The organism is Pseudoselenomonas ruminantium, assembly GCF_900142515.1.
GTDB classification, from domain to species: Bacteria; Bacillota; Negativicutes; order Selenomonadales; family Selenomonadaceae; genus Selenomonas_A; species Selenomonas_A ruminantium_D.
Genome location: NZ_FRBC01000022.1, coordinates 1 through 21,040 on the forward strand (window position 1 = coordinate 1; position 21,040 = coordinate 21,040).

Genomic DNA, 21,040 nt, shown 5'->3' on the forward strand with positions numbered 1-21,040 from the left:
CCAGTAAGATTCCTTGAAGAAGACAAGGTAGATAGGTTGGGAGTGGAAGTGCCGTAAGGCATGTAGCGGACCAATACTAATAAATCGAGGGCTTAACTTTTGCTGGCTTGTCCAAGAATTCGAGCGAAAGCGAGAAATGATTGGGAAACAAGCCGCATGCGAAAACGTCCCAAGAATCAAGCCTGAAAGGCGCAGATGATTGGCTGACGTTGACCGCCAAGACTAGAATGTTCGACATAGAAATTTCTTCTGTATAGTTTTGAGTAGTACATACTCAACTGAATATCTGGTGACGATAGCTGAGTGGTTCCACCTGTTCCCATACCGAACACAGTAGTTAAGCACTCATACGCCGAAAGTACTTGTCTGGAGACGGACTGGGAGGATAGGGCGTTGCCAGTTAAGTTAAAGGCTTGCTGACGAAAGGTCGGTAAGCCTTTTTCTTGTCAGTTAAGCGAAGCACCCGCAGGGGTGCTTTTTTCGTGTCTCATTATTTTGTATCCTAAAACTAACGTGTGCAGTACGAGAAATGGAGGGATACCATATGAGAAAACGCAATCCGGATACCACCATGGAGGAAATCGCCCAAGCATGGCTGATCGCTCAAAAGTCCCGGGTAAAGTCCTCAACCAATGCCATTTATCATTATGGCTGGCAACATTATCTGTCACCGATTTTTGGGACTTTGCAGCCAGCAAGAATCACGGAGCAGCTGGTGCAAAAATATCTGCAAGCCAAACGGAATCTGTCGGCACTGACCTTGCGCAATCAGGTTATATTGCTTCGGAATATCCTGAAATTCGCGCAGGAAAAGTATGGGATAGCCACCGACTATAAAGAAATCTGCTTGCCCGCAGCCTATGGTGAGCGCCTGATCATTGCCAATACTACCTGGCGCAGGCTGCAGCATGTTATCCAGGGCGATGACAGCCTGATTGCTGACTGCATAGCGCTGGCCTCTCTTACGGGTATCCGTCTGGGAGAATGCTGTGCCTTGCAGTGCATGGATATTGATGAAAAGGAACGGCTTATCTATATCCGTCATACCGTTCAGCGTATCAGGACAACGCATGATCTTTTGCGAACAAGATTGGTTGTAAGTAGCCCTAAGTCCAAGAAGTCCCGCCGTATCATTCCGATTCCGGACAAGCTATGGACACGTATCCAACGCATCTGTATAGGAAAGGAAAAAACAGATTTTATCTTCGGTAGCAAGGACAGCCCCATGGATCCCCGCCGTCTTCAATATCAGTTCGCGCAATATCTGCGCCGTCATAAGATAAAAGACTTTAATTTTCATCAGTTACGTCATAAATTCGCCACTTGCTGTCTGGAACAGAAAATGGATATCAAAGTCCTCAGCGAACTTCTGGGCCACAGCAGCGTATCTGTCACTCTGAACTACTACGTTCATCCAGATTTGAATTATAAACGCCGGCAAATCAATAAATTTGCCAATGCATATCAATGATAAAAAAGCCACCAGCCCTTGCCTGATAAGGCAAGTTGCTGATGGCTTCTTTTCGTATAACTGCACTTTTACGAGAATCCCCCGAAAAACCTCGTATCTCAAAGCTTTCGGCAGATATCGACTCGAAAAAGCAGACTCCAGTTATCTTTCTTAGTCTATGATTTCTACAAAAATCACTTATTTCCTGCTTTTTTCGACGATTTTTGTATACTTTTCGTAAAAGTGCAGTTTTACGAATTTAGGGGAGATGTTTTGGTTAGGAAAATTGTGCGCCAATATAATGCAGAACCCATTTCTGATGAGGATATGGAAAAACTTCTGACTGTGGCACAGGAGTACCGCAAAGTCAAAAATCATATCTACCAGCGGTACAGTGGCATAAAAAGTCTGGCCAAGGTCTATCAGGGGTACACAATCCAACAGGAACTCCTTCACGACGATTTTCGTAAAACGGTCAACCTGCCGACAATTTACGTGGTGTTGGCCATCAATGAGGCTTTGGGCAATATCAAGGCACAATGGACGGCTGTCCGTCAGCAGGTACAGAGAAATGTCAGTCAGCATCCAGATTTTGCTGATGAGGCAAAACATTATCTGCGCTATGTCCTGAAAATGCCTCAGCATCTGGCGGCAATCCTGAACAGGAAAGCTGTTGAGCTGCCAGAGATATTCAATAGGGATAAGCGGGTGTTGGATAACTATCTTTGCCGTCAGGTGCGTAAGGCAATGCCTGCCAAACTGGCCGCCAAGGAGAGATTCAGTTTCAGTGTTCCGCCTAAATCCGGTTATCGTTACAAGAATCAAGGTATCTATATATCTACTGCCATTCCCCGCAAACGTGTTTTTATTCCTCTGACGGATAAAAACATCTATGATCGGGAAATCAAGATACTTTTGAAACCACAGGTAGCGGGTGTGGAAATAAAGATACCCGTAGAAGTAAAAACAAAACCAACCACCAGCACAAAAACGATTGGTGTCACCATTGGCTGGCACAGTATGCTGGTTACGGATCAAGGCCATGAATATGGCAGGGATTTTGGCAAATATCAGCAAAAGCTGGTTGTTCTGACCAGACATCAACGTCACATCACCAACCAGCCCGGAAATACTCCAGGACAAAAGAAATATTTGATGAGGCGTCATCGTCTGGAAGAACAGCTGCATAGCTATATCAACCATGCAATCAATCTAATGCTGGATACGGAAGAACCGGGCATTATCTGTATCCCGAAGATGCCCGCAGCACAAAGTCGCGACGGCAATAAATACCGGAACCACAGCCTGAATCTCTGGCAAAGAGGCTACATCCGCAGACGCTTGAAACTGAAATGTGAACTGCGAGGCATCGAAGTCCAGGAGATATACGGGAAACCAACCTTTCCAGATAAATGTTAATCATTTTACCGAAGCCTTCGGACTGGAAAAAGTTTTAACAAAATACACAACGGCCTGAGTAGGCAAGTGTAAAACCTTGCGAAACGGACAGGCCAAGACCCTTGGAACAGCAAGCCTGACGTACAAGGGAGCGAAGCGCAAGCACTGCCGTTATACCTTATATCGCTTGCAAGCCGCAAGGCTAATATAGATGGGAGTGACAGCACCATGATGAACCGTAGCACCCAAAAAGAATTAATCAAACTCCTGCTGCAGCTGAATGAAATGTGGCCGCAAATGGAATTGCAGGACAAAGAGCAACAAATCATGGTGCTGGATATCCTGAACACAGTAACTTCTAAATGTCAGCAGGACTTCAGCAAGGAAAAGACCGCTGAATATACGGACACCCTGCAAGCATTAGGACAAGTAATCCAATCCACAGACTGGCAGCATACAAGCAAGGAGGAACTTGCCCAGTGCATCGGCCTGTGTCAGGAAATCATATTGCAGGTAACCAACAATCTTCGGCAGGAAAAGGAAATCAAGAAAGACATTGTCTTCTTGCCCTACAAAGCTTCCATGTGGGACAGCTTCGAAAGCGTGTGGAAAGCTGCCTATGAGGATAAGGAACATTGCAATACTTATGTAATCCCTATCCCATATTGTGATCGCAATCCAGATGGCAGTGTGGCACAATGGCATTGTGAAAAGGAGATGTTTCCCCAATATGTGAAAACACTAGACTGGCAGACAATAGACCTAAAAGAGTGGCATCCCGATATAATTTTTTTTCACAATCCATATGATGATCTGAATCGTGTTACATCAGTGGAGAGTCGTTTTTATTCGCGAAATTTGAAGGAATGCACAGACAAACTCGTGTATATTCCTTATTTTGTTTTTGATGAAAATTGCAGTGAGGATGATGTTGGTAATTTTGCCTTGAGTTTGGGCGTAATAAATTCAGATCGAGTAATCGTGCAATCAGAGTCGATTCGTGATAAATATATTAGTGTTTTGACTAAGAGAACAAATCAAACGAATAGATCATACTGGGAGAAACGGATTTTGGGATTAGGTTCTCCTAAAATTGATAAGGTAATAAATAGTGAGCGGGAGGACTTTGATATACCAGTTGGATGGCAAAATATGATAGCTGGAAAAAAAGTCATATTATATATTACAAGTCTTACACCTATGCTGGCAAATACGGATAAAGTTTGTAATAAACTTCGAAGTGTATTTGATATATTTAGAAAACAACAAGATGTATTACTTTGGTGGCGTCCACATCCTTTAATGAAAGCATCTATACACTCCATGTGTCCACAAATTGAAAAAGAATATTTACAGATAGAAAAGGAATATGTAAAAGAACAATGGGGAATTTATGACGAGACAGGAGATTTGCATCGTGCCATAGCTTTCAGCGATGCTTATTACGGTGATGGTAGTAGTGTTCATAAACTATATAGCAGAACACACAAGCCGATATTGATACAACAATATGAAGAGATAAAAGAAATAAAACATTCTTTTCGAAAAAAATATAAAGAAGAAGATATACCGAAGGATTTTAAATCTGGCTTGGTGATGGAAGGAGAGCCATTTGACCTATTTGATCTTATTGAAACGGTGAAAAACGTTACTTTTGAGAACATTGTAACAGATTTAGTGGAAAGACCTAAGTGGGATAAAATATGGCTGGAAAAGGATAGTTGAAGTCTAAAAACTCTAGAACTAATTAACGAAAAATACAGATATTCAAGAATATATAGATTATTTTAGAGATGGGGTGATACAATGGGACAGATTAACGTGACACGTTCTTCTATGCCACATATGGATGATTATATTAGTGAAATAAGAGAACTTTGGGATACGCATTGGCTAACGAATATGGGAACAAAACATAGACAACTTCAGGAAGAACTGAAGAAATATCTTGATGTACCTAATGTAGGCTTATTTGTGAATGGACATTTGTCACTGGAGTTATCACTTCAAGCTTTGGAACTTTCAGGAGAGGTTATTACGACTCCGTTTACTTTTGCATCTACAACGCATGCCATCGTACGTAATAAGTTGGAACCTGTATTCTGCGATATTAATCCAGTTGATTTTACTATGGATGTGGAGAAGATAGAGGCACTGATAACAGATCGTACAACAGCCATTATGCCCGTGCATGTCTATGGGAATGTCTGTGATGTTGAGCGAATTGAACAGATTGCGAAGAGTTACGGTATCAAAGTTATATATGATGCTGCACATACCTTTGGCGTGAAATATAAAGGAGTGAGTACAGCTGCCTTTGGTGATGTTTCCTGTTTTAGTTTTCATGCTACGAAAGTATTTCATACTATTGAAGGCGGAGCAGCATGTTATCGAGATCTAGAAATAGGGCGTAGATTGTCCAAGTTGCGAAACTTTGGTATTCGTGATGAAGAATGCGTGGATGGAATCGGAGCGAATGCGAAAATGAACGAATTTTGCGCCGCTATGGGAATTTGCAACTTAAGAATAATTGATGAAGAAATTGCAAAACGAAAGATGGTTGCAGATAGGTATCGTGAAAATCTTGATCATATAGAAGGAATACAACTGAGTCCTTTACAGCAGAATGTAGAGCCAAATTACGCGTATTTCCCAGTGATTATTCATGAGAATGTTTTCGGAGCTACAAGAAATGATGTTGCTATGGCTTTGGAAAAAGAAGGAATTAAGGCACGAAAGTATTTTTATCCATTAACCAATACATTTGATTGTTTTCATGGAAAATTCGATGTAAGCCAAACGCCTGTGGCATTACATATCAGTAAACGAGTGTTGACACTACCACTTTATGCGAATTTGGCGTTAGATGATGTAGACAAGATTTGTGAGGTTGTGCTATGTGTGAAGAAAAAGTGAGTTTATAATTGTTGTACAAGGAGAAAAATGCAAGTGTTTTATGATATCTCATTTTGTATATTTATCACAGGAATATGTCACTTGTTAGGAGCAGTATGATGTACTCTATAATCTGAAGAATTTTGGCATTCGTGGACTCGAATTGGTGGTGGTCGTGGGAGTAAATGACAAGATGAATGAGTTGGCGGCTATTATGGGGATGTGCAATTTGAAGCGACATTGCATAGCAATCGAGGGGAGCTGTAGAGTGTGCGAGAGGTACAGGGATAATTCGGGTAATATTCCTGGTATTATCTTCTTGAATTCGGAAAGTGCGGAGAGTGCTAATTATACATATTTTTCTGTGATTGTTAAGAAGTAGTTCCCGCTAAGTCTCAATGAAGTTTATGATAAGTCAGTAGAAAATAGAATTTTTGCTAGGAAGTATTTTTATCCATTTACCTGTGACTAGGCATGTATTAGAAATAGGTACAGAAATGATTTGTTGCCTGTAGCAAACAAAGGCTTTTGTCAGAAATATACTGACTTTGCCTTTGATATGAAGAGCTAGAGATAGAAGGAATGAACATGATTTGCAAAAAATAAAATAAGGACATATTAGATACAGCATTGTAATTATGTTTTTGATAAAGGAGAATGAAAGATGGGGAAGGAGTTATCAAATTCAGAAGCTTTAGCCTCTGAATGAGCAGCTAAAGCATTTGAAGATAAATATGAATGAAACTCTTGTAGAACAATCACTTATGGAAGAAAAGGCGAAGACAATAAGATTGAAATGAATGTACATGTTGAAGTATATCCAACACAATATGGAGATTCCAATTTACGGAGCGTATTTATATTTTGGGAGGAGGTAGGACTAAATGATTTTCGTGATTTAGGTCTTTATGGTAAATATAGTTGTAGCTATAACAAAATGAGATTTGTAGATGATACTTTGGTTATAGAAGGCGACTTTGGAATGAAGATTTATATTAATTAAGAGTTATTATTTGCTAGCTTAGCATAAATGACTGTTATGTAGAGTGAGGGATTTACTTGAAACATTTGATTATCATAGGCGTGGGAGGTTTTGCTAGGGAAGTTTACTGGCATGCGCAGGACTCATTCGGTTATGGGGAAGAGTGGGATTTGAAGGGCTTCCTTGATGGCGATGTAAGACTGGATATGGAAGAGTATGAGAAATTGGAATTGCCAGTTTTAGGTGATATTAATAGCTATGAGATAGCTGAAGATGATGTGTTCTTCTGTGCCATTGGCAATGGGCAGGTTAGGAAAAAGATAGTAGAGAGTGTGCTAGTTAAGGAAGCGAAATTCATATCACTGATTCATAATACTGCAATTATTCAAGGGAATGTAAGTTACGGAACAGGAGTTATGTTTGGTCCTAGAACTTGTGTAGGAGATCATGCTGTTATAGGAGATTTTGTTATTTTAAATACTGCTTCAGCAGTGGGGCATGATGCACGGATTGATGATTATGTCAGTATTATGAGCTATGTGGATATAACTGGCTATAGCCAGCTTGAAGAGGGGGTCATGTTTGGTAGCGGTGCTAGGATACTTCCTCATGGAAGAGTTGGCGCTTATGCTACTGTAGGTGCCGGAAGTGTTGTTTTGAGGAAAGTAAAGCCTAGTACTACAGTTTTTGGTAATCCTGCTGTACCTATTGTAAAGTGAATTAAGTAGATAGGAGTTTTTGAAATGGATATCAATGAGAAAATAAATCTATTGGCGGAAGCTATGGATGTACTTCCTGAAGAACTTCATGAAGATGACGACTTGACAACTAATGAGAATTGGGATTCTTTGTCTAAACTGGCATTTTTATCTTTACTGCAATCAAAATGCAGTAAAAGGATAACGCCTAAAGATATGTCTGCTGTGGTCAAGGTCAGTGATGCATTGAAGCTTATGGAGCCGTGATATGAATCCTTTTCAGCTAAATGATAAAAATATCATAGTAACTGGAACTGCATCTGGCATTGGCAGGGATACGGCAATGCTTTTGCATGAAATGGGTGCTAAGTGCATGTTGTTGGATATGAATGAGGAAGGGCTGGCAGAAACTAACCGACTCATTGATAATAAAGGTCTTTGCTATGTTTGTAATCTTACATAGTTTGACAGTCTTAAAGATATTTTCCAAAAGGGCAAAGAGCAGATGGGAGCGTTTAATGGTCTGGTTCACTGTGCAGGTATTCCTTCCATTGTGCCTTTGCGTGGGCTGACGGATGAGATGTATGAACAGGTACAAAAGATAAATACTCAAGCAGGTCTGCATTTGGCAAAGCTGTTCTCGCGTAAAGGGATGTACAATGGGGGACGATGTTCCATTGTTTTTATATCTTCCGTCTATGGCCTTGTAGGTTCTGCTTCTAGTGTAGCATATGTTGTCAGCAAAGTAGCTATCGTTGGTCTGACAAAGGCTCTTTCTATGGAGTTTGCTCCTAAGAATATCAGAGTAAATTGTGTAGCTCCCGGATTTGTAAAAACTTCTTTGGGAGAACGCTATACAAGCTTTTTAGATGATGCTTATTCTGAGCGTGTAGGCGCTATGCATCCGTTGGGGTGGGGCGAGCCGAGAGATATTTCCTGTGCCATTGCATTTCTTTTGTCGGATGCAGCTAAGTGGATTACAGGTACGGTGCTGAGTGTAGATGGTGGCTTTACGGCACAGTGAGGTGATACAGGATGGATTATGTATTGATTACTGGCGCTTCCTCAGGCGTAGGCCGTGAAACGGCCATACGCCTGTCTACGAGCAGGAATCTTATCCTGAACGGCAGAGATGAAGCAAGACTTCAGGAGACCAAAGAACTCTGTGATAAGGGTAAGGATATACTTATTTGGAATTATGATCTTACTTGCTCGGAGAAGTTGGAAGAACAGTTTTCAGCCTGGCTCAAGGAACAAGGAGTTCAGGTGGAGGCGTTGGTTTACTCGGCAGGAATGCTTAAAATGCTGCCATTGAGAGGATTAAAACTTGAGGATTTCCAAAGTACATACTCATTGCATGTGTATTCTCCCGCCTTGTTGGTCAAATTGTTGAGTTCCAGAAGGGTTAATGGACAGGTGTTGAAGTCGGTTGTGTTTATTTCCAGTAACATCAGCAACCGAGGCGCAGTAGCTTTTAGTGTGTACGGATCTTCAAAAGCTGCGTTAGATGGTTTGATGCGTAATTTGGCGATAGAGCTTGCTCCAAGGGTGAGGGTGAACTCTATCCTGCCCGGAGGCATGGTTACTCGTATGACTACGGCCATGTACAATGCAGAAGCTGTTCGCGATGAGACTAAGGGAAATGTTCCTTTAGGGCCAGGGGCGCCTCGGGATATTGCCTCTGTAGCGGAGTTTTTGATTTCTCCTGCTTCTGGTTGGATGACGGGACAACAACTTACAGTTGATGGTGGCAGAACTATAGATGTGACTGATGGAAGAGGGTTGTAAATTTTGAAGGAGGCAGTAGCTTAGTGGTTATCACAGATTATCTTGATACAAACGCAGAAAGAGTTCCTGATAAAACTGCCATAGTTGACGGTGAGAAGGAGCTCACCTTTGCCCAGCTGCGTGATAGTGCTCGTCGGGTAGCTTCAGAACTTGCTGGCTTGGGAATCTTCCATCGGCCTGTGGCAGTGTATTTGGAGCAGAGTGCTGAGTCAGTTGTTTCCTTTTTGGGAGCTGCTTATTCCGGGAATTTTTACACGGTGCTGGACAGCAAAATGCCGACCGAGAGATTGCGGAAGATTGTTGAAGTGCTGGAGCCGGCAGCTATTATAACTGATGAAAAGCAATTTGTTGATGCACAAATATTCGCGGGGGGAAAAACGAAAAAACTCCTCATCTCAAATCTTTTGCAAGCTGATGCCAATGAGGGCAAGTTAGCAGAAGTAGCGGGCAGAATCAGTGCGATGGATGTGCTGTATGTGCTCTTTACCTCCGGCTCTACGGGTATTCCCAAGGGAGTCACCATTGGACAACGGTCAGTCATGGATTATACGGAGTGGGTGACTGAGACTTTTCGAGTAGATGAGCATGATGTCATAGGGAACCAAGCTCCCTTTTACTTCGATAATTCCGTGTTGGACATCTATCAGATGGTGAGCACCGGTGCGACCTTGCACATCATTCCTCGGAAGTTGTTTGCTTTTCCTTTGCGCCTGTTGGAATATGTGCGGGAGCATGGCATCAACATGGTATTTTGGGTGCCTTCGGTACTTTGCACCATTGCTAATTTTGAGGTGCTGGAGGCCTGCGATGTTTCCTGTCTGAGGAAGGTGCTATTTGCCGGTGAAGTCATGCCAAATAAGCAGCTGAATGTTTGGCGCAAGGCTTTGCCGGAGGCTCTTTTTGCCAATCTATATGGCCCTACGGAGATTACCGTGGATTGCACCTACTATATGGTGGATAGGGAGTTTGCAGATTCTGAGCCATTGCCCATCGGTGTTCCTTGTCGGAATTCTACGGTGCTGGTGCTGGATGAAAATAACAGACTGGTGACGGGACAGGAGCAGGGTGAGCTTTGCGTCAGGGGGACATCCCTGGCGTATGGCTATTACAACAACCCAGGGAAGACAGCCGAGGTTTTTGTGCAAAATCCCTTAAATCCTGATTATCCTGAAATCATCTACCGCACAGGCGACCTGGTTCACTACAATGAGCGGGGAGAACTCATGTATGACGGCAGGAAGGATTTCCAGGTGAAGCATATGGGCCACCGTATTGAGCTGGGAGAGATTGAGACGGCAGCTTCGTCTCTTGATGGGATTGATAGTTGCTGTTGTCTCTTTGATGGCACAAAGGACAGGTTGATTCTTTGCTATACGGGAGATTTTGAGGAAAAGGAACTGAGGAAAAGCCTCCTTGACCTCTTGCCTGATTATATGGTGCCAAGGCTCTGCCATCAGCTGGGCAGCATGCCGCTGAATCAAAATGGAAAAATTGACCGGGTGAAGCTGAAAGCGATGTTTTGCCCGGCTTAACGGGGGCGTTGCTATGCAGATAAATGTGGTGGAATACTGGCTAAATTATGTTTCGGATGAAGCCATACGCAATAAGATTGCGGTGGTGGAGGAAGGAAAGGAAACTTCCTTTGGTGAGCTTTTCGACAGAGCCGGAGTGCTGGGAGAGCAGCTGATAAAGAACTTTTCGGACACCGGCCGTCCCATGGCGATATTCCTGCCGAAATGCGCGGAACAGATGGCTGTGGATATGGCTGTTCTCTATAGTGGTAATGCCTACAGCAATCTGGACATCCGCCAGCCGGAAGAACGCACCAAGCGGATTATCGAGCAGTTGCAGCCTTTGTGCATTCTTACAACCAGTAACCTTGCTGCTAAACTGGAGCAGGCAGGGGATGTGCCGGTCATCTGCCTTGAGGATATTCAAGGAGAGGTCTATGACCTTGAGGTTATCAAGGAGAGACTGGCAGGTATCGTGGACACTGACCCGCTCTGCATCATCAACACTTCCGGTTCCACGGGTACCCCAAAAGGGGTAGTCATGAACCACAGGAGTATCATTGATTTCCTCGATCAGGGGTGCAGGGTGCTGGATATCGGCCATGGTGAGCGCATTGGCAGTCTTTCACCGGTTTACTTTGATATCTTCACCTTGGAGTTTTACCTGATCCTTTGGAAACAGGCGGTGTTTGTCTGCATTCCAGAGAATCTCGCCATCTTCCCGGAGAGGCTGGCGGAGTTCCTGGAGGAAAAGCAGATAGACTTCATCTGCTGGGTGCCTACGGTGATGGTGAATATGGCCAATCTGGATATTCTGGCTGGCCATCCTCTGAAGAAGATGAAAAAGGTGCTTTTTGCCGGGGAGGTTTTTCCTCTCAAACATCTGGCCTACTGGAGGGAGCACTTGCCCCAAGCAGAGTTCATCAATATGTACGGCCCTATCGAGATCACCGTGGATTGCCTCTATCACAAGGTTACTAAGGAAGATATCGAGAAGGGTGAACTGCCCATTGGCAAAGTATTCCCCAATACCAAGGTCTACATTCTGGATGAGGAAGACAAAGAATGCCAGGCAGGAGAAACAGGCGAGCTTTGCGTCAGCGGTACATCCCTGGCTATGGGCTATTACCGTGACAAGGGAAAGACCGAACGGGCTTTCGTGCAGAATCCCTTGAACAAAGCCTACATAGAGATTATCTACCGCACCGGCGATATGGTGCGCCGCAGGGATGATGGAGAAATTATCTTCCTGGGGCGCAGGGATTTTCAGGTGAAGCACCTAGGCTATCGTATTGAGCTGGGAGAAATCGAAGCTGTGGCGGTAGGGATGACGGAGATAGACAATGCCTGTGTGCTCTATGACCATGGGGAAAAGAAGATAGTCCTTATCTATGAGGGCAGGGAGGAAATCCCCTTCAGGGATATCCGCGAAGGCATCGGCAAAGTGCTGCCAAAGTATATGCTGCCTAATATCTGTTACAGGGTAGAGGAAATGCCCAGAAATCCTAATGGGAAGATAGACAGGAAAAGGCTGCAGGATGAGTATGTGTGTCATAAAGGTGAGTGAAAATGCGGCTGATAGAGGATATACAGGAAATTAAGGACGCCATCACTCAAGTGAAAGAATTGGGGGATGAGTGGTATACGAATTACTACATATCTGATGGCGTTGCAGAAGTGTGGATTAGTAAACAGCAACTGATGATGTATCGGCACAAGAATGTAGTGTTTATATTTCGCAAGAGAAATAATTTCTCGTTAGTATACTACTTCGCTTCATCCTTTGATGGATTAGTTTCAAGTATAAAGGGCTTGCTTGATTCTACAACGGAAACATTATCTATAGATGTACTGCAGAGAAATGGTACTGAATGCACTGTTGGAAATGCTTTCCTTAAGGCAGGGTTTGATAAGAGAGTGCGTCTGCACCGCATGAAGTTTGATGCCAAAATATATGAATCATGTAATTTTGATGATATATATTATGCAGATGTGGATGATGCAGAATCCGTATATGACATGCTTCATAGTGAATTCGATGAACTATGTGAACAAATACCTGATTTGGATGAAATAAAAAATGCAATAAGTAATAAGGAGATTATGGTTATAAAAGATAACTCCATGCTTATAGCGTTCCTTTGGATAGAACGGATAAGAAAAATTGCCATGATTAGGTATTGGCTGACCAATCCGGAATATCGTAGTCGTAATTTTGGTGCCAAGCTTATGAAGTATGTTTTATCTGCCAATAAAGATGCAACGCAGGTTTTGGTATGGGTGAGGGAAGATAATATAAGGGCTATAAAGAAGTACGAAAAAATGGGATTTATTAATGATATTCTTGTGGATGATGTATATTGTTTAGTTAGATAAAAGATTTGGTGAGGTTCGTATGAAAAAAATTATTGAACTTTTGGCAGAGATTCGCCCTGAGTATGACTTTGCAGGCAGCAATGATTTTTTCGAGGATGGTTACCTTGATTCCTTTGACCTGATAACTTTGGTAGCGGCTCTGGACAAGGAGTACCACACGAAAATCAAGGGCACGGATATAGTGCCGGAGCATTTCTGCAATCTGGAGGAAATCCGCAAGCTGATGAAGGGGTATGGAGTAGAGGATGATATTTGAGTATCGCAACAAGAAAATCACGGGCCTTTTGACCATTGTCCCCAAGAATATCCGCACCTTTGATGAGGAAATGGAGAATTACAAGGCTGACAAGGCCCGCAACAAGCGGCTGAAGATGGTTATGGGCTACGAGCAGCACCGTATGTTTGATGATGATGTGTGCGTGTCGGATATAGCAGTATTTGGCATGGAGTATCTCTTCAAGGAAGGACTCTTGAAGAAAGACGAAATAGATGCCCTAATACTTGTTACCCAGTCCCCGGATTACTTCATGCCAGCCACTAGTAATATTATTCATGGCAGACTGGGACTGCCGGAAGATGTCTATTGCATGGATATCAACCAGGGCTGTGCTGGCTTCCTGGTGGGCCTGATGCAGGCCTTTGCCCTGTTGGATCAGCCCACGGTGAACAAGGTGGTCATGATAAACGCCGATGTCCTGAGCCGCAAGGTGTCTAAGGCCGACAGGAACAGCTATCCCCTAGTTGGCGATGCTGCCTCCATCACCATCGTTGAAAGCTGTCCTGAAGAAAACTTGATACAGGGCGAGATTCGCATGGATGGCAGTCGTGCTGAGATGCTCATCATCCCTGCAGGTGGTTTCCGCACTCCTAGCACACAGGAAACTGCCATCATGCATGAGGATGAGGAAGGCAATAGCCGTAGCCTTGACAACCTGGTTATGGGTGGGCGCGAGGTCTTCTATTTCGTCCAGACTGAGGTGCCGAAGCTCATTGAAAGCCTGCTGGAGCGCATTCAAATGCCCAAGGAGAAAATCGACTGGTGGATGTTCCATCAACCCAATAAGTTTATGGTGGATAAACTGGCAGAGGCGCTGGATGTGCCCTACGAAAAAATGCCCAGCAACATCGTCACCTACTTCGGCAACGCTAGCGGTGTGACTATACCGACTAATGTGGTTTATAACATTGGGGGGAAGCTGGAGCAGGAAGAATATAAGATTTGCTTTGCCGGGTTTGGAGTGGGGCTGACTTGGGGGGCGTTGGTGATGGATGTTTGTAAGTTAGACTTTTGTCGATTGATAGATATGTGAAAAAATCTTTACATAATTTTTTGAAATTTGAGGGGGCTAAATGTCAGTTTCTTAAAAAAATAATAAAGATATTGAACATATAAATAGTGAAGTAACTGGAAATAAATTAAATTTGAAGAGTGTGGCTATGATTCTTGATACGCAAAGACCAAAGATTGGGATAGAATTAAAAAATGAAATTTTTGATAGAATATTTCAATTTACTTGATTAAAGATTGTCAGTTATATATAAGGCAATACTCAGCGGATGTGTGGAAGACGATTTGTGTGCTGTTTAATTGCGTGCTAGATGAACTGGGCGTGGGATAAAAGGAGCTTGATATCTATGAGAATATGTGAACGTGCGTTGAATTTCATACAGATCATCAACGCTGAGGGAATTGTAAGAAATTGTAGTTGGCAGTATGATGGTGGCGTTATAGGAAAATTATCAGAAGCATCAATGGAAGAAATTTATAATAGTGAAGAAGCAAACCTTATAAGAAAAAAGCATTTTGATAAGGATTATAGTAACTGTAATCCGAACGCATGCCCTTATGTGGCAAACAATAATGTAGATAAGCATTCTTTGAATGTGGATGAGGTTCCAAAATTTCCACAAGAATTGCATCTTGCTTATGAAAATGTATGTAATTATCATTGTGTGACTTGTACTATACCTTCATGTATGGAGTATAATAGAAGCCGTCAGGAGATTTTAGAACAGCAGTACAATCATATTGATAATGAATTAAAAAAAGTTCTCCCGTATGTAAAACATTTAACTGCGAATGGGCTAGGAGAATTTTTTGTCAGCAAGCATATTATGAGATTGATGCAGAATTGGGAACCGAACTACCCAGCAAAAGAATGTAGGGCTGGAATAGAAACTAATGGTTCGCTTTTTAATGAAAAGAATTGGAAAAAGGTGGAGAATTTAAGCCGTTTTAATCTTGAAGTCGCAATTACAGTAATGAGCTTTGAAGAGGAAGCATATCAGTATCTATCTGGAACAAAGCTGCCAGTCTCTAATATTATTGACAATCTTCGATTTGTGAAGGAACTTAGGGAAAGAGGTATAATTAACCATTTGGAACTGGCCACGGTCTATCAGGAGGGGAATTTCCGTACCCTGCCTGAATTTTCACGGCGTTGTATAGAGGAGTTTGGCGCTGATTATGTAAGGCTGCGTCCTTACGAGCCATGGGTTGATCCAGGTCTGGATGATTGGATGAAGGATGTCAGAAACGCAGATAATCCATATCATGGTGAATTCCTGCAGGTTATGAAACATGAAATTTTTAAGCATCCCAAGGTACACGACTGGGGTGGTGGAAAAGAAAGCGGTCTAGGGAAGGCTATTTATCCTAAAAGTATGAGCCAGTTCCGCTTAATGGATAAGATTTTATGTATAGATGATTTCAGCGATAGAGTTAAGAATGTATTAGATTCTGAAACAGTCATGATTTACGCAATGACAACAGCAGGTAGATTTTTAACTAAAATACTATCCAAGGATATGATAGTTCCCTATTTGATGGACAGAGGGCAGTCTGGAAATGTGTATCAGAACATACCTATTATGGGAGTATCTAATTTTGATCATTTAGATAAGGATCTGCCTGTGATTATTGCTTTGACTACAAAGTCAGCTATCATGGTGAAGGAAATGCTCAAACGAGCAGGCTACAAGAGAAAAATTGTAACTATTGATGAACTTATGGTCTTGATTGCCTGATAGAGTGATAGCTATTAAATGAAGTTTGCGATATGTTTTATGATGAATGCGGAGATAAAAATGCTAAAAGATAATACTGACGAAGTTGTTGTAAGTGTTACCCTTGTAACATATAATCATGAAAAGTTCATTGAAAAGGCAATGAGAAGCATTTTGTCTCAAAAAACAAATTATTGCTATGAACTTATTGTAGGCGATGATGCATCTACGGATAAAACACCTAAGATTATAAAAAAAATAGCGGATGAATATCCCAATATTGTGGTTCCAGTGCTACGAGAGAAGAATCTTGGTGCAACGAGAAATGGATATGACCTATGGTGCAGAGCAAAGGGAAAGTATATTATATCATGTGATGGAGACGATTGTTGGTGTGATGATAACAGGATTCAAGAGCAGGTTGATTTCTTAGAGACTCATCCTGAATATGGTGGTGTATGTGGCAGGGTGAGACTAATTGATGAGACGGATAGCCCTCTTCCTGATGACATTATGGGGAATAGTTCCTTTTTTGTGTTTGAAAGGGATGAATTTACAAGAGAAGATTTTGAAAAATGGCTGATGCCAGGCCATGTATCGGCAATGATGTTGCGGTTTGATTTTGCGAAGAAAAAGAAAATGAAAGATGTGTTTCTGTCACACTCAACTGTAGGAGATAGAATTAGTGTTCTATATGGCCTTTTGATGGGAAACATTTATTGTACACAGAACATAGTGATGTGTTATCGAATTTTAAATACAGGTAATTTTATGACTCAATATCAAAAAAAAAACTTGCGTGATGAAGATGTGAGGATGATGCAGGCAATAGAGAATTTTATTCATAAGGAATGTGACGGTAGTTTTAGTCTTGAATCTATAAAGAAAGATAGATTTGTGGCGGCAATCAGTATTTGGCTAAAGAAAAATACAAAAAGGAATCGTCAGGTTTTATGGAATATATGGTCTGAATCCGACAAAAAGCTGATATATTCATGGATTTTGATAAAAACTATTGCGATAAAGCTATATTATTGGTATATATTGCATGAAGATAGAAAAATAGAGATATAAAGAGATATAGTTTGTTGGAAGAAGGAATAAATGTGGATGCGAATTTGAATGATCTTTTATTATTCTGCAAGGGAAAGTCAAGATTATTTTTATATGGAGCTGGTGATTTTGGCGCAACATATGCTGGTATATTGCAATATTTTGGCATAAAGGCTACAGGGTTTGTCGTTACTCGAAATAAGAAAAGTGAAATGTTTTGCGGATTGCCAGTCTATGAAATTGATGAAATCATTAATGAAATAAATGAATACGATGGCGTTGTTCTATCAATGTCCAGCATGTTTCAGGATGAAGTTAAGGCATTATTGCCAGATTATGTTCCGGCTTATGGAATAAGTCATGGTGCTTCAGTTGAACTACAGAAAATGTATACGGATAAACTTATTCCTGAAAAATTATCTTCAATTTTTTCTGATTTGGATGTAAGGAATAAACTTTTATCGGGGGCGCATTCATCCGATATTTTTTTTAGAACGATTACATCTATTTGCAATGATGATGAGGATGATCCTGATTTTGTCATACATGGTGAAATTGTTAATTTGAAGAAAGGTGTTGGCTATGGACGATTACCATCCTTTCCAATTCATGATGTAGCTATCGTAATGCAGGGACCGATTTGTACCGCTCATGATTTTACATTAAATACGGCAGCTTTTTATAGAAAATTGTATCCGTACGTTCCAATTGTTATATCAACATGGTTGGGTGAGACTGATGAAAGTTTTAGATGTGCTTGTAAAGATTTAGATATTGTTATTCTAGAAAATGAATTGCCTAGCGAACCTGGTTTTTGCCATGTGAATTATCAAATTACCAGTAGTAGATTGGGGATAAAGTATATTTCTGACTATACTAAGGCTAAATATGTGTTAAAATGCAGAACTGATCAAAGAATCAATAAGAAAGATTTTTTAATTTATTTACAGGGCTTGTTGAATAATTTTTTGCCGGGAGGTGATAAGTTGAAAACTAGACTTTGCTTTGTGGAAGCTCATGTTGGATTCCCTTTTTTTATTGCAGATTTTCTTTCTTTTGGTTCGCTATCGGATATGGAGAAACTTTATTATAATCGTATAGAAATCCATGAATGTGATTATGTTCGAAAACATCAAGATTATTTTTATAAATTGGTTAATATATCTCGATGTGTTTCGGATCGATTTTCAAATTATAGATATGAGGGATTTACAGAATTTTTAAGAAGCAAAGCTGTGAAAAATAATGGGCATACTTTTAGTAAGTTCCTAAATGCAGAATTGTTTATAATTCGTACTTTTTTTAATGAATATATAGAGAATGTTTCAGAAGAAAGACTTTTTGAACAATACGCGGATTTTTTAAAGAATTACGTTGTAATTGCAGATAATTTAATGCTATATTGGTACAAGTATCAGTTTAAGCTAAGATTATGGCGTGATAGCTCTGAAAATGCATATGAGAGATGGTTGGAATTCTATTGTTTGTATCATTAATCAGTATTTTTGATTAATACGTATAGTTTTTATCTTTCGATGATTTTTATTATATTATATGAAATACAAGTATTTGTGGAAGGTGATATTGATATGAGAATATTGGCGCATAGGGGGTACTGGAATAGTAAAGTAGAGAAAAATTCGAGTGATGCAATAAGAAATGCTTTGGAAAATGGATATTCTTTTGAATCCGATGTGCGGGATTACATGGGAAAATTGGTGCTGTCCCATAATATAGCAGACGATTCAGCAATGGATGCAGAGAAAGTTTTTCAGTGGCTTCATGAATTTGATGATGCATTTTGTTTTGCTATCAATATCAAGGCCGATAGACTTCAAGATTTGCTTTACAATTGTTTGGTAAAATACGATATTGATAATTATTTTACTTTCGATATGTCTGTGCCTCAAATGATAGAATTTAGGGAAAGAGGTATCAAATATTTTACTCGTCTAAGCGAAGTAGAAAAGGAACCTTGTTTATATGAAGATGCTTCTGGTGTCTGGATGGATGGATTTTGGTCTGTAAATTGGATTACAAAAGATTTAATCGAGGGATTTATGGAAGATGGCAAGGATGTCTGCTTGGTTTCCCCAGAACTGCATGGCAGAGAATACATGCCATTTTGGAACATGATTAGGGAATGGGAGATTGACATGGATAAACTATTGCTATGCACTGATTTCCCTGACGAAGCAAAGGAAGTATTCTTATGAAAAAGATTAAAGCAATACTTTTTGATATGGATGGTGTCTTAATTGATGCTAAAGACTGGCATTATGAGGCATTGAATAAGGCCTTAGGGCTTTTTGGCCTGCCTATTAGTCGATATGACCATCTGACATCTTTTGATGGACTTCCTACTAAGGTAAAGTTAAAAATGGTAAGTAAACGATTCTTCCTTCCTGAGTCTTTGCATAGTTTTATAAATCAGCTCAAACAAAATTATACAGTAGAACTCATACATGAGCGATGTCATCCGTTGTTTCACCATGAGTATGCTCTGTCGAAACTACATCAGGAAGGGTACCAAATTGCTGTATGTTCCAATTCTATTCGAAAAACTATTGAATTGATGATGGAGAAGGCTGCACTTACTCCTTACTTGGATCTTATTGTTTCAAATGAGGATGTAGTAAAGGCTAAACCGGATCCGGAAATGTATCAGTTTGCTATCAAAAGTTTTGGACTGCGGCCAGAAGAATGCATTGTCGTGGAAGATAACCCAAATGGTATACAGGCAGGCAAGGCAAGCGGCGCATTTGTAATGGAAGTATCCACGGTTTACGATGTGACTTATGAAAACATCATGAGAATGGTGAGAAGGTGTGAAGATGATTAATATATTGATTCCAGCTATGGGGGAATCCTCTTTTTTTAAGGAGTCATATTTTCCAAAACCAATGATTGAAATTAAGGGAAAATCGATGCTCGAAATGGTAGTGGATGATTACAAGAATTTGGATTCAAGAAGGCATATTTTCATTTTTAATGATGATGATTGTCGAAAATTTCATTTAGATGATTCAGTAAGAATGTTAACATCATCTAGTTATGTAATTCGACTTCATAATCAGACTGCTGGGGCACTATGTACTTGCTTAATGGCAGTGGACTATATACAGGATGATGAGCCATTGATTATTGCCAATAGCGATCAAATTATTATGGAAAATTATGAAAAAGTTATTTGTCATTTTGAGGCCATGAAGGCAGATTGCGGCATCATTACTTTTTCAAGTATTCATCCTAGATGGAGTTATGCAAAAATCGTTGGGGATGATGTAGTGGAGAGTGCAGAGAAGAGACCAATTTCGAGGAATGCTATTGCTGGTTTTTATTACTATAGGTACGGAAAAATCTTCGTTGATGCAGCTAAGAAAGTTTTGCTTAAGAAGAACAACTTAGATGGAAAATATTATATTAGTTCCACCATTAATGAATTAATTCTTATGGGAAAGAAAATATCTTTTTATGAAATAGATAAAAATCAGTACAAGTCTTTTTATTCTCCAGAAAAAATCAAAGAATTTGAGGAGGGGGCGAAATGAAAATAAGTCATTTGAAATCGATGAAAAGAGGATGGTTCGTTGGGGATTTTGAACCAACAATCTATAGTACCAATGATTGTGAAGTTGCTGTTAAATCTTATAATGCTGGGGAACACGAAGAATCGCATTATCATAAAGTAGCTACGGAAATCACGGTTATTGTTACTGGACGGGTTAGGATGTTTGATATGGAATTTCATGAAGGTGATATAATCGTGGCGGAACCTGGGGAGGTTACGGATTTTACGGCACTGACAGAGTGTGTGAATGTTGTAGTGAAGCTTCCGGGAGCTAATAATGACAAATATGCTATTTAAAAATCTAGGAAAGGA

At 40.7% G+C, this 21,040-nt stretch carries 19 protein-coding genes, 2 rRNA genes and 1 pseudogene; all 22 read left to right on the top strand.

Annotated elements, in window-relative coordinates; all coding sequences use genetic code 11:
• Positions 1-100 (top strand): 23S ribosomal RNA (locus tag BUB68_RS10840); the annotation flags it as partial.
• Between the two features lie 185 nt (positions 101-285).
• Positions 286-402: ribosomal RNA gene (gene rrf, locus BUB68_RS10845) — 5S ribosomal RNA — on the top strand.
• A gap of 142 nt (positions 403-544) precedes the next feature.
• Complete coding sequence (locus BUB68_RS10850; RefSeq protein WP_073091237.1) at positions 545-1,471, top strand: tyrosine-type recombinase/integrase; 927 nt, start codon at positions 545-547, stop codon at positions 1,469-1,471.
• A 252-nt stretch (positions 1,472-1,723) separates the two neighbouring features.
• Positions 1,724-2,869 (top strand): hypothetical protein, encoded by a 1,146-nt coding sequence (locus BUB68_RS10855; protein WP_073091240.1) that lies wholly within the window; start codon positions 1,724-1,726, stop codon positions 2,867-2,869.
• A 207-nt stretch (positions 2,870-3,076) separates the two neighbouring features.
• Complete coding sequence (locus BUB68_RS10860) at positions 3,077-4,573, top strand: CDP-glycerol glycerophosphotransferase family protein (protein ID WP_073091242.1); 1,497 nt, start codon at positions 3,077-3,079, stop codon at positions 4,571-4,573.
• 81 nt (positions 4,574-4,654) lie between these two features.
• Positions 4,655-5,764 carry a DegT/DnrJ/EryC1/StrS family aminotransferase gene (locus BUB68_RS10865; RefSeq protein WP_073091244.1) on the top strand — a complete coding sequence of 370 codons (1,110 nt, stop codon included), beginning with the start codon at positions 4,655-4,657 and terminating at the stop codon, positions 5,762-5,764.
• A 1,038-nt stretch (positions 5,765-6,802) separates the two neighbouring features.
• Positions 6,803-7,444, top strand: a complete 642-nt coding sequence (locus BUB68_RS10875; protein ID WP_073091249.1) for a NeuD/PglB/VioB family sugar acetyltransferase — start codon at positions 6,803-6,805, stop codon at positions 7,442-7,444.
• A 24-nt stretch (positions 7,445-7,468) separates the two neighbouring features.
• Positions 7,469-7,690: a hypothetical protein gene (locus BUB68_RS10880; protein ID WP_073091252.1), complete on the top strand. Its 222-nt coding sequence runs from the start codon at positions 7,469-7,471 to the stop codon at positions 7,688-7,690.
• Between the two features lies 1 nt (position 7,691).
• A pseudogene (locus tag BUB68_RS10885) lies at positions 7,692-8,447 on the top strand (SDR family NAD(P)-dependent oxidoreductase).
• 11 nt (positions 8,448-8,458) lie between these two features.
• Positions 8,459-9,211 carry an SDR family NAD(P)-dependent oxidoreductase gene (locus BUB68_RS10890; RefSeq protein ID WP_073091254.1) on the top strand — a complete coding sequence of 251 codons (753 nt, stop codon included), beginning with the start codon at positions 8,459-8,461 and terminating at the stop codon, positions 9,209-9,211.
• A gap of 23 nt (positions 9,212-9,234) precedes the next feature.
• Positions 9,235-10,743 carry an amino acid adenylation domain-containing protein gene (locus BUB68_RS10895; RefSeq protein WP_073091256.1) on the top strand — a complete coding sequence of 503 codons (1,509 nt, stop codon included), beginning with the start codon at positions 9,235-9,237 and terminating at the stop codon, positions 10,741-10,743.
• Positions 10,744-10,756: 13 nt separating this feature from the next.
• Complete coding sequence (locus BUB68_RS10900; RefSeq protein WP_073091259.1) at positions 10,757-12,289, top strand: amino acid adenylation domain-containing protein; 1,533 nt, start codon at positions 10,757-10,759, stop codon at positions 12,287-12,289.
• A 2-nt stretch (positions 12,290-12,291) separates the two neighbouring features.
• Positions 12,292-13,098: a GNAT family N-acetyltransferase gene (locus BUB68_RS10905; protein ID WP_073091261.1), complete on the top strand. Its 807-nt coding sequence runs from the start codon at positions 12,292-12,294 to the stop codon at positions 13,096-13,098.
• A 19-nt stretch (positions 13,099-13,117) separates the two neighbouring features.
• Complete coding sequence (locus tag BUB68_RS10910; RefSeq protein ID WP_073091263.1) at positions 13,118-13,354, top strand: acyl carrier protein; 237 nt, start codon at positions 13,118-13,120, stop codon at positions 13,352-13,354.
• Positions 13,344-14,408 carry a 3-oxoacyl-ACP synthase III family protein gene (locus tag BUB68_RS10915; RefSeq protein ID WP_073091266.1) on the top strand — a complete coding sequence of 355 codons (1,065 nt, stop codon included), beginning with the start codon at positions 13,344-13,346 and terminating at the stop codon, positions 14,406-14,408. The genes BUB68_RS10910 and BUB68_RS10915 overlap by 11 nt, the downstream gene beginning before the upstream one ends.
• Before the next feature lie 325 nt (positions 14,409-14,733).
• Positions 14,734-16,125, top strand: coding sequence for a radical SAM/SPASM domain-containing protein (locus BUB68_RS10920; RefSeq protein ID WP_073091268.1), 1,392 nt, complete (start codon positions 14,734-14,736; stop codon positions 16,123-16,125).
• An 18-nt stretch (positions 16,126-16,143) separates the two neighbouring features.
• The gene (locus BUB68_RS10925; RefSeq protein ID WP_073091271.1) at positions 16,144-17,178 is read left to right on the top strand and encodes a glycosyltransferase; all 1,035 of its coding nucleotides are present in this window, start codon (positions 16,144-16,146) and stop codon (positions 17,176-17,178) included.
• 11 nt (positions 17,179-17,189) lie between these two features.
• Positions 17,190-18,653 carry a nucleoside-diphosphate sugar epimerase/dehydratase gene (locus BUB68_RS10930; protein WP_143188158.1) on the top strand — a complete coding sequence of 488 codons (1,464 nt, stop codon included), beginning with the start codon at positions 17,190-17,192 and terminating at the stop codon, positions 18,651-18,653.
• A gap of 93 nt (positions 18,654-18,746) precedes the next feature.
• Positions 18,747-19,373 (top strand): PI-PLC domain-containing protein, encoded by a 627-nt coding sequence (locus BUB68_RS10935; RefSeq protein WP_073091276.1) that lies wholly within the window; start codon positions 18,747-18,749, stop codon positions 19,371-19,373.
• Positions 19,370-19,999 carry an HAD family hydrolase gene (locus tag BUB68_RS10940; RefSeq protein ID WP_073091278.1) on the top strand — a complete coding sequence of 210 codons (630 nt, stop codon included), beginning with the start codon at positions 19,370-19,372 and terminating at the stop codon, positions 19,997-19,999. Before BUB68_RS10935 ends, BUB68_RS10940 begins: the two co-directional genes overlap by 4 nt.
• The gene (locus BUB68_RS10945) at positions 19,992-20,708 is read left to right on the top strand and encodes a glycosyltransferase family 2 protein (protein ID WP_073091281.1); all 717 of its coding nucleotides are present in this window, start codon (positions 19,992-19,994) and stop codon (positions 20,706-20,708) included. The genes BUB68_RS10940 and BUB68_RS10945 overlap by 8 nt, the downstream gene beginning before the upstream one ends.
• Positions 20,705-21,025, top strand: a complete 321-nt coding sequence (locus tag BUB68_RS10950) for a cupin domain-containing protein (RefSeq protein WP_073091283.1) — start codon at positions 20,705-20,707, stop codon at positions 21,023-21,025. Before BUB68_RS10945 ends, BUB68_RS10950 begins: the two co-directional genes overlap by 4 nt.
• The last annotated feature ends 15 nt before the right edge of the window (positions 21,026-21,040 follow it).

What these genes read in the sequence shown, in the direction of transcription:
- BUB68_RS10850 (WP_073091237.1), top strand. Translation starts at nt 545, where the DNA reads ATGAGAAAACGCAATCCGGATACCACCATGGAGGAAATCGCCCAAGCA.
- BUB68_RS10860 (WP_073091242.1), top strand. Translation starts at nt 3,077, where the DNA reads ATGATGAACCGTAGCACCCAAAAAGAATTAATCAAACTCCTGCTGCAG.
- BUB68_RS10865 (WP_073091244.1), top strand. Translation starts at nt 4,655, where the DNA reads ATGGGACAGATTAACGTGACACGTTCTTCTATGCCACATATGGATGAT.
- BUB68_RS10880 (WP_073091252.1), top strand. Translation starts at nt 7,469, where the DNA reads ATGGATATCAATGAGAAAATAAATCTATTGGCGGAAGCTATGGATGTA.
- BUB68_RS10890 (WP_073091254.1), top strand. Translation starts at nt 8,459, where the DNA reads ATGGATTATGTATTGATTACTGGCGCTTCCTCAGGCGTAGGCCGTGAA.
- BUB68_RS10900 (WP_073091259.1), top strand. Translation starts at nt 10,757, where the DNA reads ATGCAGATAAATGTGGTGGAATACTGGCTAAATTATGTTTCGGATGAA.
- BUB68_RS10905 (WP_073091261.1), top strand. Translation starts at nt 12,292, where the DNA reads ATGCGGCTGATAGAGGATATACAGGAAATTAAGGACGCCATCACTCAA.
- BUB68_RS10910 (WP_073091263.1), top strand. Translation starts at nt 13,118, where the DNA reads ATGAAAAAAATTATTGAACTTTTGGCAGAGATTCGCCCTGAGTATGAC.
- BUB68_RS10915 (WP_073091266.1), top strand. Translation starts at nt 13,344, where the DNA reads ATGATATTTGAGTATCGCAACAAGAAAATCACGGGCCTTTTGACCATT.
- BUB68_RS10920 (WP_073091268.1), top strand. Translation starts at nt 14,734, where the DNA reads ATGAGAATATGTGAACGTGCGTTGAATTTCATACAGATCATCAACGCT.
- BUB68_RS10925 (WP_073091271.1), top strand. Translation starts at nt 16,144, where the DNA reads ATGAAGTTTGCGATATGTTTTATGATGAATGCGGAGATAAAAATGCTA.
- BUB68_RS10935 (WP_073091276.1), top strand. Translation starts at nt 18,747, where the DNA reads ATGAGAATATTGGCGCATAGGGGGTACTGGAATAGTAAAGTAGAGAAA.
- BUB68_RS10940 (WP_073091278.1), top strand. Translation starts at nt 19,370, where the DNA reads ATGAAAAAGATTAAAGCAATACTTTTTGATATGGATGGTGTCTTAATT.
- BUB68_RS10945 (WP_073091281.1), top strand. Translation starts at nt 19,992, where the DNA reads ATGATTAATATATTGATTCCAGCTATGGGGGAATCCTCTTTTTTTAAG.
- BUB68_RS10950 (WP_073091283.1), top strand. Translation starts at nt 20,705, where the DNA reads ATGAAAATAAGTCATTTGAAATCGATGAAAAGAGGATGGTTCGTTGGG.